The organism is Kitasatospora sp. NPDC023118, assembly GCF_055560875.1.
This window is the reverse complement of record NZ_JBVHHW010000013.1, coordinates 153,027-165,565: the sequence shown is the minus strand read 5'-3', so window position 1 is coordinate 165,565 and position 12,539 is coordinate 153,027. Positions and strand designations below refer to the sequence as shown.

Here is a 12,539-nt window from a genome sequence, read left to right as displayed (position 1 = left end):
GTCACCATATACCCGTACGGGGTATTCAGGAACCGTGGCGCGCCGACACCCGCCGCTGGGCCGCCCGTACGGCCAGCGCACCCGCCGCGCCGAGGACGCACAGCACGGTGGCGGCCAGCACGGCGTGGTTGGCGCCGTCGGCGGCGGCCCGGGCGGTGGCGGGGCGGCCGAGGCCCATCAGGGTGACGGTGACCGCGACGCCGAGCGAGGAGCCGAGGTAGCGGGCGGTGTTGTTGGCCCCCGAGCCCATCGCGGCGCGGTGCGCGGGGACGCTGGTGACGGCGAGGCGGCCGAGCGCCGCGTTGAGCACACCGCTGCCGACACCAGCCACCGCCAGGCCCGGGGCCAGCCGCAGCCAGGAGTCGCCGGGGTGCAGCCCGAGCAGGGCGAGTTCGCCGAGCCCGCAGACCAGCAGAGCGACGGCCAGCTGGGCGGTGGCGCCGATCCGGTCGGCGAGGCGCCGGGCCTGGAGTGCGGCGACCACCGACAGGCCGGACCAGATCGCGAGCACTCCCCCAGCCGCCAGCGCAGACACCCCGAGCACCCGCTGGAGGGCATTGGGCAGGCAGCTCATCAGCCCGACCACCGCGAGCCCGGTGAACAGCGCCCCGCCGGTGGCGGCGACGAAACCGGGGTCGCGGAACAGCCGCAGGTCCAGCATCGGGTGGTCGCTGCGGGCCTCGACCAGGGCGAACGCGGCGAGCAGCAGCACGCCCGCGGCCAGGAGGCCGAGCACGGTCGGGCTGGTCCAGCCGTAGCGGCCCTCCGCGAGGCCGGCGATCAGGGCGGCGGTGCCGGTGCCGAGGGTGATCACGCCCGGAGTGTCGATCCGCCGCCGATCGCGGCTGCCGGACTCCTCCAGGGCTGTGACGGCGAGCCCGAACAGGGCGACGGCGAGCAGGGCGAGGCCCCAGTAGACGGCGCGCCAGCCGAGCCAGCGCTCCGCGAGCGCCGCGTACACCGGGCCGACGGCAATGCCGAGGCCGACGGCCGCGCCCCAGACGCCGAGGGCCCGGACCCGGGCGGCGCCGCTCGGGTAGGCCTCGCCGATCAGGCCGAGGCTGGGGGCGAGGACGGCGGCGGAGGCGGCGCCCTGGACCACCCGGGCGGCGAGGAAGACGCCCGTTCCGGGGGCGGCCGCCGCGGCGGCGCTGGAGAGTGCGAGCAGGGCGGCGCCGGCGGTGAACACCCGCTTGCGGCCGAGGTCGTCGGCGATGCTGCCGGCGGTGAGCAGCAGGGCGGACAGGCCGACCAGGGCGCCGGTGAGCACCCAGGTCTGGGCGGTGGGGCCGGCGTGCAGGCCCGCCGCGGTGGGGGCGAGAGTGGTCATCGGCACGGTGTAGGCGACGAGGACCAGCAGAGTGCCGTAGGCGGCGGTCGCGAGGACGGCCTGCGCACGGGGGATGGTCACGACCGGGCTCCCGGGTTCGGTTTCGGTCAGCGGTTCGGTGTCGTCGGCGGTTCGGTCTCGTCGGCGGTTCGGTCGTCAGCGTCCGGGGCAGCTGTGGGCGGCGCCGTCCCGGGCCGGTTCGGCGGCCGCGGCGGCGACGGCGGTGGCCAGGCAGGCGATCAGGCAGCGGGTCACCGGGTGGCGGACGGCTCGCAGGAGGGCGGCGAGCGGGGCGGAAGGTGCTTCAGGGTGCATGGTCGGGCGCTCCTTCGAGTTCGAGAAGGACGTACGGGGCCGCGCCGGTCGCGCGGCCCCGTACGGAGGGGAGGAGCGGGGCAGACCGGGGTCGGGGTCCGCCCCGCGAGGGGGTGGGGGACGGCCTCACGCGGCCGTCGCGGAGTGCGCCTCGGGCGCCGGGGCGGCGGCCGCCTCGGCGCGCGGGGTGCGCAGGGTGGCGACCGCGAGCACACCGCCGACCAGGGCGATCGCCGCGGCGCCGACGAAGGCGGCGGAGAAGCCGGAGGTCAGGCCCTCGACGGTGGTGCCGGTGGTCTGCGCGCCGGCCAGGGCGGTCATCGCGGCCAGGCCGAGCGCCGAGCCGACCTGGTAGCCGGTGTTGACGATGCCGGAGGCGAGGCCGCCCTCCTCCGGGGGCGCGCTGGAGATCGCGGTGCCCAGCGAGGGGATGAAGGCGAGCGCCATGCCGATCGCGGCGACCAGCGAGGCGGGCAGCACGTCGGTCCAGAAGTTGCCGTCCGAGCGGGCCAGCGAGAGCCCGCCGAGGCCGACGGCCAGGGCGATCATGCCGGTGACGACGAGCGGCTTGGGGCCGAAGCGGGCGATCAGCCGGGGCGCCAGGGTGATCATGATGGCCATGATCGCGACGGTCATCGGCAGCAGGGCCGCGCCGCTGGCGAAGGCGCCCAGGTGGAGCACCTGCTGGAGGTACAGGTTGAGGAAGAACCACATCGGCACCCAGGCCGCGGCCAGCAGGAACTGGGCGAGGTTGGCGGCGCCGAGGTTCGGCACCCGGAAGATGCTCAGCCGCATCAGCGGCTCGCGGCGCTTGGACTGGATGACCAGGAAGGCGATCAGCAGCACGGCGGCGCCGGCCAGGGTCAGCAGGGTCGGGGCGGAGGCCCAACCCGCCTCCGGGGCGCGGACGATGGCGTACACCGCGGCGGCCAGGCCGCCGGTGACGGTGAGCGCGCCGAGGATGTCGATGCCACCGCTGCGCCGGGGGGCGTGCGGCATCAGCGACGGGGTGGCGAGCAGCGCGATCAGAACCACCGGGACGTTGATGTAGAACACCCACGGCCAGCTGATGTACTGGGTGATCAGGCCGCCGAGGAAGACGCCCGCGGTGCCGCCGGCCGGGGCCGCCGCGCCGTACAGGGCGAAGGCCTTGGTGAGCTCCTTCGGGTTGCCGCCGAAGAGCATCATCAGCAGGGTGAGCGCGGAGGGGGCGATCATCGCGGCGCCGAGGCCCTGGACGGCACGGCCGGCCAGCTCGGTCGGGACGTTCTGGGCGAGCCCGGCGACCAGCGAGCCGACGCCGAGGACGGCCCAGCCGGTGCTGAACAGGCGGCGGGCGCCGAGCAGGTCGGACAGTCGGCCGCCGAGCAGGAGCAGGCCGCCGAAGGCGACCACGTAGGCGTTGAAGACCCAGGACAGGTTCTCCTGGCTGAAGCCGAGGTCGTCCTTCATCTTGGGCAGCGCCACCCCGATGATCGAGGTGTCCATGATCACCACGAACTGGGCGGCGGCGATCAGCGCCAGCGCGCGCCACCTCCGGGGGTTCGGCCCGGTGTTGTCGGTTGCCATCTCTTACTCCCTACCCGTTAGGGGTATCAGCCGGGGCGGGGAGGCCCACGGCATACGTCGGTGGTCGTCAACTGCCGTTCCAGGCATGCCGGAAAGGCCGGATGGGTGACCCCGTTGAAGACGCTGCCGAGCATACCCTAGGGGGGTAGGGTTTAACCCGCCGGAAGCCGGAAGGAGCGCGGAGGCACGGCGGAGCGGGGGGGCATCCGCCCCGGGGTGCGGCCGGGCGCCGGACGGCCGCCCAGCAGGCCGGAAGCACCGCGCCGCCAGGCCCCCGGCTATCCGTTTCCTAAGTAAATTCGCAGAACTCCCTTGACTGGAGCCTGACTTGATTTCGCCATAGGGCTCCGCTCTACTGGCCTCCCGAACCCCCCGCACGCCGAAAAGAGGACCGAACGATGGACTCCACGGTGGAGCTGCGTCCCGCCCGCCAGACCGAGGCCGTCGCCATCTCCCGGCTCCTCGCGGACTGCTGGCGCCAGGACTACGCGGAGTACCTCGGCGGCCAGCGCACCGAGCACCTGATCGCCACCTACTGCCCGGTCGGCCGGATCACCGTCGAGATCTCCGGCGGCGGCGCCGGGGACGGCTGGCTCGGCTGGCTCGTCGCCGACCACGGCGAGCAGGTGGTCGGCGCGGCCGCCGGCGGCATCGCCACCATCGGATCCGGCGAGGTCTACACGCTGTGCGTGGCCGGCGACCACCGCCGCCAGGGCATCGGCAGCGGCCTGCTCGCCGCCCTCACCGAGCAGCAGCAGGGCCGCGGCGCGGCCGAACAGTGGGTCGGCGCGCACGGCCCCGACGACCCCTCGCTCCCCTTCCTCTCCCGGCAGGGCTTCACCGCCGACCCCGGGCAGTCCTCCCCCACGGGTATCCGGCTGCGGCGCACCCTCTGACGCCCGGTACGGGGTAGGGGTATCCGGCGCTTCTGCCGAAGGTCCCCTGCCAGCGGTCCCCTGCCAGCGGTCTCCTGACAAAGACCTCCCGCCAAAGGTCGCCGGGCTTCAGCACCCATGGCGTCCACCGGCCGCGGCGCGAACACGCCGTCGCCGCACCTCCTCCGGGCCGAACTCCGGGCGCAGAATGAAGTCACCGCCCCCTTCGCCCAGTTCGGGCAACTTCCCACCTCCCGGAGGAGCCATGCTGCTGCGCACCGGACGCCCGGTCGGCACCCTGCGCACCGTTCCGCGCCCCACCGCCGACCCCCTCCCGCACGGCGCCGACATCCTCGACTACCTGCGCGCCGCCCGCGCCACCGGCGGACCCGTCCTCGACCTCGGCGCCGGCTCCGGCCGCTTCGCCGTCCCCCTCGCCCGCCAGGGCTTCGACGTCGACGCCGTCGACCGCGACCCGGCCCGGCTCGCCCGGCTGCGCACCTGGGCCGGCACCCTGCCCGAGACCCACCCCGGCCGGGTCACCACCATCCGCGCCGAACTCGCCGAACTCACCCTGCACCGCCGCTACGGCCTGGTCATGATGGCCGGCGGCCTGATCCTCGAACTCCCCGACCGGGTCCGGCCGCTGCTGCTGCTGGAGATCGCCGCACACCTGACCAGGGACGGCGTGCTCGCCCTCGACTGGATCGCCCCCGACCGCCCGGGCTCCGCACCCGGCACCGCTTCCGGCGGCACCCCGCCCGCCGACCTGCGCGCCTGCGGACTGCGCGTCCTGCGGCGCGACCGCCGCCCGCTGGCCGGTGGCCGCTCCAGCACCTTCCTGCTCTGCGGCCGGCGCGGCTGAGCGATCCGCGACCGGGGATCACGCCCCCGCCCCCTCCGAACGCCCGCTCGCAGCACCCCCGTTGTGTTGCGGGAGCGTAACTCGACGTCAGGTAGCATGCTCTGCACGTTCGACGTGGAGGGGGCGACATGGCGACATCGAGCGGAGGCAAATCCTCCGAGCAGGCACTGTCCGTCTATCGCGAACTCCGAGCCCGCGGCTCCCGGCCGTTCTCCCAGCTCACCGGCGTGCTCGGCCTCACCGAGACCCAGGCCGCCGAATGCTGGGCCGAACTGGAGTCGCTCGGCCTGATCACCGGCACAGGCACCGGCACAGGCACCGGCCCGCAGGCCGAGGCGCACGCCACCGCCGTCGACCCCGAGGTCGCCCTGCTGCGCATCCTCGCCCGCGAGGCCCAGGAGGTGCGCGAGCGCCAGGAGCGCACCGAACTCACCTTCGCCGCCGTCGAGGAGCTCACCAGACGCTACCTGCGCGGCGGCGGCGCCGTGCCCTCCGAGGTCGAGGTCGAGGTGCTGACCGGCCGCAGCCGCATCCAGCAGACCCTGGAGGACATCTCCGACACGGTCCACACCGAGATCGCCTCGATGCACCCCGGCGCCCTGCCCACCGGCGACTTCCTCACCGCCGGCCTCGACCGCGACCGCCGCCTGATCGAGGGCGGCGCCCGGGTCCGCGCCATCTACCAGCAACGCTTCCTCTCCGTCCCGGCGCTCGCCGAGTACTTCCACCGGCAGATCGAACTCGGCGTGGAGGTGCGGCTCGCGGCGGTCGTCCCGCTCAACATGATCCTCAGCGACCGCCGCCTCGCCCTGCTGCCGATCGACCCGGACGACGTCGACGCCGGCGCCATCCTGGCCCGCGGCTCCGCGCTGGTCCGCTCGTACACCGCGCTCTACGACTACTGCTGGCACACCTCCGCCGTCCTCGGCCGCACCGAGGACTACCAGCACGGCGCCGACCGGCTCACCGACCAGCAGCAGGCGGCGATCCGGATGCTCGCCGCAGGCATGAAGGACGAGAAGATCGCCCGCTCCCTCGGCATCTCCCTCCGCACCCTCAGCCGCCTGCTCTCCGAGGTGATGCAGGAACTCGGCGCCTCCAGCCGCTTCGAGGCGGGGGTGCGGGCGGCCAAGCTCGGCTGGCTGGACTGACTCGTCGACCGTGCTCGTTCGATCGCGGCGAGCGATGGAGCTTCACGGGGGGAGTAGTCGATGGGGGACAAGCCGGACGGGTACACCGTCCATCTCGACGGACCGGACGGTCTTGCCGGGACGCTCGGCCGGGTGGCGACCGATCTGTCGTCGGCCAACCACGTCTACACCTCGCAGACGTGGTTACCAGTCCGTCGACTTCGGCGAGGGCGGCGTGGACCAGGCGGGAGCGGGCTTCGACACCACCTGGGAGCAGGAACTGCACGTCACCCAGCGCGTCGTGGAGGAGCCGGTGCAGAAGGTGTCGGCCACCAGCGCCGACTGTCGCACCGCCGAGAACAAGGCCGCCGGCCCGCTGACCCCGGAGCAGTCCCGATGAGCAAGGCCGCGGATCTCCGGAAGGCCCAGCAGGCCGTCACCCACCCCGGCTCCTCGATCTACGTCGGCGCCGACCTGTTCAGCGCGATCAACAAGGCCCTGGCCATGGCCGGGCACTGAGACACCCCGCGGCTGCGCGGGCGGTCAGTCACCCGGGCGATCGCCCTCACCCTGATCGCCGTCCTGGTGCTGATCCGACGAAGGCGCTGGGCTGTCGAGCGCGATCCGGGACGGATCATGTCGCCGCCCACCGCCACTCACAACCGCGCGTCGTCTTCCGACGGACCACGACCCGCTAGGCCTCAGATCTCTCATCGGTATGCGATACGTGCCGCAATTCCACCTGGCTGGACTCATGGCGTCACACCTTTGACATATCCGGAATGACAGCCATAAGAGCTCTCATTACGTTCGTCGCAGGTCGGTCGCCTGGCCGGCGTCCGCGCGACAGAGAGAAGTGACATGCTCACGCGTTCATTAACTGTGGCCGCTGCCGGAATAGGCGCGACGGTCCTTGCAGCCACTGGCATCACCTACGCCTCGCCCTCCGGATCCACCTCGGTGCTCCCGTCCGTCCAGCCGACAGCCCAGCCTGGCCAGCCGGCGGCCCCGCCCGGCCAGCCTGCCGCCCCGCCTGCCCAACAAGCCGCCCCGGCCGCGGTCGCCTCCGGCGGCGGCAGCGCAGGCGGAGAGAAGAACGAGGGCCGCGGACGCGAGAGCGGCGGGCACGACGACCGCGGGCACGAAGGCGGCGGTCACGAGGGCGGCGGACGCGACGACCGCGGTCACGAGGGCGGCGGACGCGAAGGCGGCGGACGCGAAGGCGGCGGACGCGAAGGCGGCGGACGCGAAGGCGGCGGACGCGAGGGCCGCGGGCACGAGGGCGGCGGGCACGAGGGCGGCGGGCACGAGGGCGGCGGACGCGAACACGGCGGACGCGGCCACCACAAGGAGGGAAGGATCTTCTTCAACGAACGTACGTACTCCGCCGGCACCGAGGGCTGCATCACCGCGGCCAGCGGCCTGGGCGCCAGAAGTTTCAATATTCGCAACGAGAGCTGGAGGACTGTCGAGGTCTTCCGCGGCTTCAACTGCGACAACGGTGGTCCGGTCGCCACCGTGGGCCCCCACAGCTCCACCAACGGCGTGGTGACCCGCCACTTCGACGAGGACGAGTTCGGCGGCGACTGGGATTGCGAGGGCGTCGTAGGCAGCTTCCGGGTGGTCGGCCACCACCGCGAGTGGTGACAGCCTGCCGGAAGCGGGCTCGACGCGGCTTCGAGGCCGCCGCCTACGTGCATCAGTGCCTCCCCCGCCCGCTCTCCCGTTGGGACGGCTACCCGGGGACACCGGAGTCGATCGCGGCCGACTACGCCGCTGCCCGACGAGTGCCGAACGGGATCGAGGGCGATGGGATGGTCCACATGTCGGCGCCTCAGCCACGCAAGACCCGCGTGGGCAAGCACCGTACGACCTGATCCACCTGGAAGCACGAGACGCCCCTCTCCTCCGCGGAGAGGGGCGTCTTTGCGGCGCCCGGCGCCGTGTCCGACCTGGACGACCGTCAGAACGACGCTTACCTCGGCGGACGGCGGCGGTCTTCCGGGGCGGCCGGTCGCGGGGTGCAAGCTACGATGGGGCCAAATCTTTGGTCGACCCGGGTAGGGGCTGATGGCGCGCGAGACTCTGGCTGCGGACCGCGAGACCGCCGTTCAGCAGCTGCGGGACGTGGGGTTGCGGGTGACCGGGCCGCGGCTGGAGGTGCTGCAGTTGCTCGCGGCCGAGCCGCACCAGGACGTCGAGTCGATCACCGAGGCGGCGCGGGAGCGGCTGGGGACACTGACCAGCCAGGCGGTGTACGAGATGCTGCGCAACTTCTTGGAGACCGGGCTGGTGCGCAAGTTCGAACGGCCAGGCCGGACGGCGGTGTTCGAGTTGTCCGGGCCGCCGCACCACCACGCGCTGTGCAGCCGGTGCGGGCGGGTGGCGAACGTCGAGGTGGAGGCGCCGGCGCCGCCCCGGAAGGGGCTGCGCGGCTGGCGGGTGGACGACACCGAGCTGGTGTTCCACGGGGAGTGCCCGGACTGCCGGGGGCGCCGGCCGGAGTGACCGGCCGACGCCCCTGAGGCCGGTCAGCGGGCGGGGTCAGCCGGCGGCCGGGATCGGGGTCGGCCAGACGATGCCGGCCTGCACCACGTGCGCCGGGGCGGGGGCGGAGGGGGTCGGGGCCGGCCAGACGATGGCCGCCCGCGCCACGCCGGGCCGGGCCGGGGCGGCCGGGGCGGTGGAGGGCCAGACGATGTCGGCCTTCACCACGCCCGCCGGGGCGGCCGGGGCGGTGGGCGTCGGGGCAGGCCAGACGATACCGCTGTCCGCCGGGCGCGCGGTGGTCGTCGCGGACCCCTCGACGGCCAGGACCACGCCGGTCGCGGCGGCGGCGAGGGCCACCGGGGCGAACAGGCGGACGGCGGTACGACGGGTGCGCAGGCGAGCGAACATGCTGCTTCCTCCAGGAAACGGTGGGTGGGGGCGCTCCTCGGAGTCCGTGCCGTCGGCCTCCGGGGCGCTGAATCCATGGTGTCCCGGAGTACCCGGCCGACTCCAGTGATTCCTGAGTCGCGCTCAGGCCATGGCGCACTTCTGCCACAGAAGGGGATCCGCCGGTTCCGTCGTCGGCCGCAGGTGCCGTTGCCGCTCGGCAGTTGACGTCAGGCGTTTACCTGTTCGAATGTCCCCAAATATTTGGTCGAGCCAAATATCGTGCTATCCTCCTGCCGAGGGTGGGGTGACCCGTCCCTCGCGCGGGCGCGGCCCCGTCTCCTCCAGGACGGGCCGACCCGCCCAGGGCAGGGGCGTGCCGTCGCCCCTGCCCACCCCCATCCGCCGGGACCAGCAGGCCGCCGGGCTCAGGAGGCCGCCGGGACCAGTGCGGCGAGCGCCCGGCGCTCCGCGACCGCCGCCGCGTACACCTCGGCGGTGGCGCTCGCACAGGCGTCCCAGCCGAACCGTCCGGCGTGCCGGACCGCCGCCCGGCCCAGCCGTTCCCGCTCCCTGGGCCCGTCGGCCAGGCCTTCCAACGCGGCCGCGTAGTCCGCCGGCTGGTGGCCGTCGACCAGGTGGCCGGTCAGCCCGCCCCGGACGGCCACCGGGAGCCCGCCCACCGCCGCCGCCAGCACCGGCGTGCCGCAGGCCTGGGCCTCCAGGGCGACCAGCCCGAAGGACTCGCTGTGCGAGGGCATCACCAGGACGTCCGCCGCCCGGTACCAGTCCGCCAGCGCCGCCCGGTGGACCGCCGGCCGGAACCGCACCCGCTCCCCCAACCCGAGCCGGGCCGCCAACTCCCGGTAGCCGTCCGGGCACAGCGTCCCGGTGCCGCTCGCCCCGCCGATCAGCGGGACGACCGTACGGGCGGCCAAGTCCGGGCGGCGGGCCAGCAGTTCGGCGACGGCGCGGAGCAGTACGTCGGGGCCCTTGAGCGGCTGGATCCGTCCGACGAACAGCGGCAGGAAGGTGTCCTGCGGCAGGCCCAGCCGGCGTCTGGCGGCCGACCGGCCGTCGCCGGGGTGGAAGACGGCGAGGTCCACCCCGGGGTGCACCACCGCGATCCGGGCCGCATCGGCGTCGTAGTACCGGGCCAACTCCCTTGCTTCGGCGGCGGTGTTGGCCACCAGCCGGTCGGCCCGCGCGGCGAGCGCGCACTCGCCGAGGATGCGCTCGCGCGGCTCGGGGCGGTCCCCGGCGGCCAGGGCCGCGTTCTTGGTCCGGGCCATGGTGTGCATCGAGTGCACCAACGGGACGCCCCAGCGGCGGCCGAGCGCCAGGCCGACCTGCCCGGACAGCCAGTAGTGCGCGTGCAGCACGTCGTAGCGGCGGCGCTCGGCGGCCGCCGTCCGGGCCAGCTCGGCGGTGAACTCGGCCAGGACGCCGGGCAGTTCCTCCTTGGCCAGCGGACCGGGCCCGCCCGCGCGCAGGTGTCGCACCCGCACCCCGGGGCCGGCGGGCACGGTGCCCGGGGCGTCGGCGCCGGTGGCGCGGGTGTAGACGTCCACCTCGATGCCGTCCAGGGCGAGGCGGCGGGCGAGTTCGCGGACGTAGACGTTCATGCCCCCGGCGTCGCCGGTGCCGGGCCGGTGCAGCGGGGAGGTGTGCACGCTGAGCATGGCGACCCGCCGTACGGGCGGCGCCCCGGCGGTCGGGCGGCGCAGCGGGACGGAGCGGCGCAGCGGGACGGGGTGGAACGGGAGCCGAGTGGGGCCGGGCATCGCGGGTCTCCTTCGGGGGCGTGACTGCGTGGGGGCGGGCGGGCAGCGGAAAGGCCCGCTCGACGGTGAGCGGGCCTTTCCGCCGGTTGGCCGGGAGTGGCTGTCTGCGGGCTTCGGAAGCGGGCCTCGGAATCAGAAGCCGAAGAGCGGGCCGGTCGGCGGGGACGGGCGGGTCCCCGCGCGGGGCGCCGCCAGCGCCTCGACAGTGATCGGGCCGCCGGGTTCGTCGCCGAGGGCCCGCGCCAGCCGGGTCGCGCCCTCGGGCATCACCGGCCAGGCCCAGGCGGCCAGCGCCCGGGCCACCGCCAACTGCCCGGCCAGCGCGGCCCGGTGGCAGGAGCGCTCCTCGTCGCGGTCCCGCTCGTACGCGTTGACCAGCTGGAACTCGCCGGCCAGCCGGACGACTTCGTCCAGCAGCGCGACCGCGCGGCGCGGGTCGAAGCTCTCCGGCGCGTAGGCGGTGTGCAGTTCGGCCGCGGTGCCGGCCAGCCGGTCGCGCAGGTAGGTCCAGCCGTGGCCGCCGGGGGCGGCGTCGGGGACGGCGCCGTGGCAGTCCTCGCGCACCGCGGCGAACAGCCGGACCAGCCACGGGTTCCAGTCGTCCTCCAGCACCTGGCGGGAGCGGTCCAGGCCGTCCAGCGAGAAGTCGGTGGACCGGCCGACCGGCCGCTGCGCCAGCACGTGCCGGCGCAGCGCGTCCGAGCCGGCCTCGGTGAGGGCGTCCAGCGCCCACACCGCGTGCCGCTCGCCGGTGGACATCCGCCGGCCGAAGTAGCGGTAGGCCTCGTTGGCCTGGTGGCCGGCCGGCGCCGGCCGGCCCAGGTGCAGCAGCAGCGCGGGCAACAGCGCGACCTGGAGGTGCGCGTGGTCGAAGCCGAAGAACTGCAGCGGACCGGTCCCGGCCCCCTCCTCGGCCAGCAGGTGCGCGGCCACCGCCTCGAAGCGGGAGTCCACCCGCTGCTCCTCGAAGCCGGGTACGGTCACCTCCACGCCCCAGTCCGCCGGGTGGCTCACCGCCACGTCCGCCAGGCCGTCCCTGGCGAGTTGCTCGCACAGCACGGTCAGCCGCGGCGGCATCGGGGTGGCCGCCCAGTGCTCCAGCAGGGCGGTGCGGTGGGCCTCCAGGGGGAGGTAGAGGCGGCGGTACTGCCGCAGCACGGCCGGGGTGCCGCACAGCACGCAGGCCGGGCGCAGCAGGTCCCCGCAGTCGTTGGGCCGGGCGCAGTTGCGGCACACGTTGCCGCCCGAGGTGGCGCCGCAGTACGGGCAGCCGCCGGTGACCAGCACGTCGTGCAGCCAGCGCTCGCAGGGCTGGCAGTAGGGCAGCAGCCGGCTGCGCGCCACCACGACCCCGTCGGCGTGCAGGCGGGCGAGCAGGTCCTGCACGTGGGCGGGGTAGCCGGGCTCGCGGGCGGGGTGCAGCAGCGCGTCGAACTCGACTCCGGCCCGCCGCCAGTCCGCCGTGATGCTCTCCGCGTAGCCGTCCGCCACCTCCTCGGCCTTGCGGCCCTGCAGCAGCGCGCAGAGCCGAACCGCGGTGTGGTGCTGGTCGATCCCCGTGCTCAGCCGCACCGGCCTGCCGTCCGCCCGCAGGAAGCGCCGCAGCACGTCCGCCGCGACGTACGGCCCGGCCAGGTGCCCCACGTGCAGCTCGCCGTTGGGCACGGGTGCGGTGGCGGTGATCCGGATGGGTGTTGTCGTCATGACGGGCCTCCTTGCCGTCGGGTTGCCCCCGTGGTTCTGGCTCGCTGTTCCGGCTCGCTGGTCCGGCACGCTCCGGGGCCTGGTCAACGC

The 12,539-nt window shown here is 74.5% G+C and carries 13 protein-coding genes; 7 read left to right on the top strand and 6 right to left on the bottom strand.

Going from position 1 to position 12,539, the window contains the following annotated elements:
- Positions 1 to 25: 25 nt before the first annotated feature.
- From ACZ3UD_RS19135 to ACZ3UD_RS19125, 3 genes are all read right to left on the bottom strand, one after another.
- Positions 26 to 1,411 (bottom strand): MFS transporter, encoded by a 1,386-nt coding sequence (locus ACZ3UD_RS19135; protein WP_465588544.1) that lies wholly within the window; start codon positions 1,409 to 1,411, stop codon positions 26 to 28.
- 75 nt (positions 1,412 to 1,486) lie between these two features.
- Entirely contained in the window at positions 1,487 to 1,645 is a 159-nt protein-coding gene (locus ACZ3UD_RS19130; protein WP_465588542.1) for a hypothetical protein, read from the bottom strand.
- A gap of 126 nt (positions 1,646 to 1,771) precedes the next feature.
- Positions 1,772 to 3,214, bottom strand: a complete 1,443-nt coding sequence (locus tag ACZ3UD_RS19125) for an MFS transporter (protein ID WP_465588539.1) — start codon at positions 3,212 to 3,214, stop codon at positions 1,772 to 1,774.
- 398 nt (positions 3,215 to 3,612) lie between these two features.
- Here ACZ3UD_RS19125 and ACZ3UD_RS19120 point away from each other — a divergent pair, with 398 nt between their 5' ends.
- The 7 genes from ACZ3UD_RS19120 to ACZ3UD_RS19090 all read left to right on the top strand — a co-directional run bounded on the left by ACZ3UD_RS19120 (position 3,613) and on the right by ACZ3UD_RS19090 (position 8,592).
- Positions 3,613 to 4,110 carry a GNAT family N-acetyltransferase gene (locus ACZ3UD_RS19120; RefSeq protein WP_465588536.1) on the top strand — a complete coding sequence of 166 codons (498 nt, stop codon included), beginning with the start codon at positions 3,613 to 3,615 and terminating at the stop codon, positions 4,108 to 4,110.
- Between the two features lie 244 nt (positions 4,111 to 4,354).
- Positions 4,355 to 4,954 (top strand): class I SAM-dependent methyltransferase, encoded by a 600-nt coding sequence (locus ACZ3UD_RS19115; RefSeq protein WP_465588533.1) that lies wholly within the window; start codon positions 4,355 to 4,357, stop codon positions 4,952 to 4,954.
- 128 nt (positions 4,955 to 5,082) lie between these two features.
- Positions 5,083 to 6,105 carry a helix-turn-helix transcriptional regulator gene (locus tag ACZ3UD_RS19110; protein WP_465588531.1) on the top strand — a complete coding sequence of 341 codons (1,023 nt, stop codon included), beginning with the start codon at positions 5,083 to 5,085 and terminating at the stop codon, positions 6,103 to 6,105.
- 214 nt (positions 6,106 to 6,319) lie between these two features.
- A complete protein-coding gene (locus ACZ3UD_RS19105; protein ID WP_465588528.1) occupies positions 6,320 to 6,484 on the top strand; it encodes a hypothetical protein in 165 nt (54 codons plus the stop codon).
- Entirely contained in the window at positions 6,481 to 6,603 is a 123-nt protein-coding gene (locus ACZ3UD_RS19100; RefSeq protein WP_465588525.1) for a hypothetical protein, read from the top strand. Before ACZ3UD_RS19105 ends, ACZ3UD_RS19100 begins: the two co-directional genes overlap by 4 nt.
- 342 nt (positions 6,604 to 6,945) lie before the next feature.
- Positions 6,946 to 7,731 (top strand): hypothetical protein, encoded by a 786-nt coding sequence (locus ACZ3UD_RS19095; protein ID WP_465588522.1) that lies wholly within the window; start codon positions 6,946 to 6,948, stop codon positions 7,729 to 7,731.
- Positions 7,732 to 8,154: 423 nt separating this feature from the next.
- The gene (locus tag ACZ3UD_RS19090) at positions 8,155 to 8,592 is read left to right on the top strand and encodes a Fur family transcriptional regulator (protein WP_387629546.1); all 438 of its coding nucleotides are present in this window, start codon (positions 8,155 to 8,157) and stop codon (positions 8,590 to 8,592) included.
- 36 nt (positions 8,593 to 8,628) lie between these two features.
- Here the strand turns inward: ACZ3UD_RS19090 and ACZ3UD_RS19085 are convergent, their stop codons facing one another.
- The 3 genes from ACZ3UD_RS19085 to ACZ3UD_RS19075 all read right to left on the bottom strand — a co-directional run bounded on the left by ACZ3UD_RS19085 (position 8,629) and on the right by ACZ3UD_RS19075 (position 12,449).
- Positions 8,629 to 8,982, bottom strand: coding sequence for a hypothetical protein (locus ACZ3UD_RS19085; protein WP_465588518.1), 354 nt, complete (start codon positions 8,980 to 8,982; stop codon positions 8,629 to 8,631).
- A gap of 407 nt (positions 8,983 to 9,389) precedes the next feature.
- On the bottom strand, positions 9,390 to 10,745 hold the full coding sequence (mshA, locus tag ACZ3UD_RS19080) for a D-inositol-3-phosphate glycosyltransferase (RefSeq protein WP_465588515.1): 1,356 nt from the start codon (positions 10,743 to 10,745) through the stop codon (positions 9,390 to 9,392).
- A gap of 132 nt (positions 10,746 to 10,877) precedes the next feature.
- Entirely contained in the window at positions 10,878 to 12,449 is a 1,572-nt protein-coding gene (locus ACZ3UD_RS19075; protein ID WP_465588512.1) for a class I tRNA ligase family protein, read from the bottom strand.
- Positions 12,450 to 12,539: the final 90 nt, after the last annotated feature.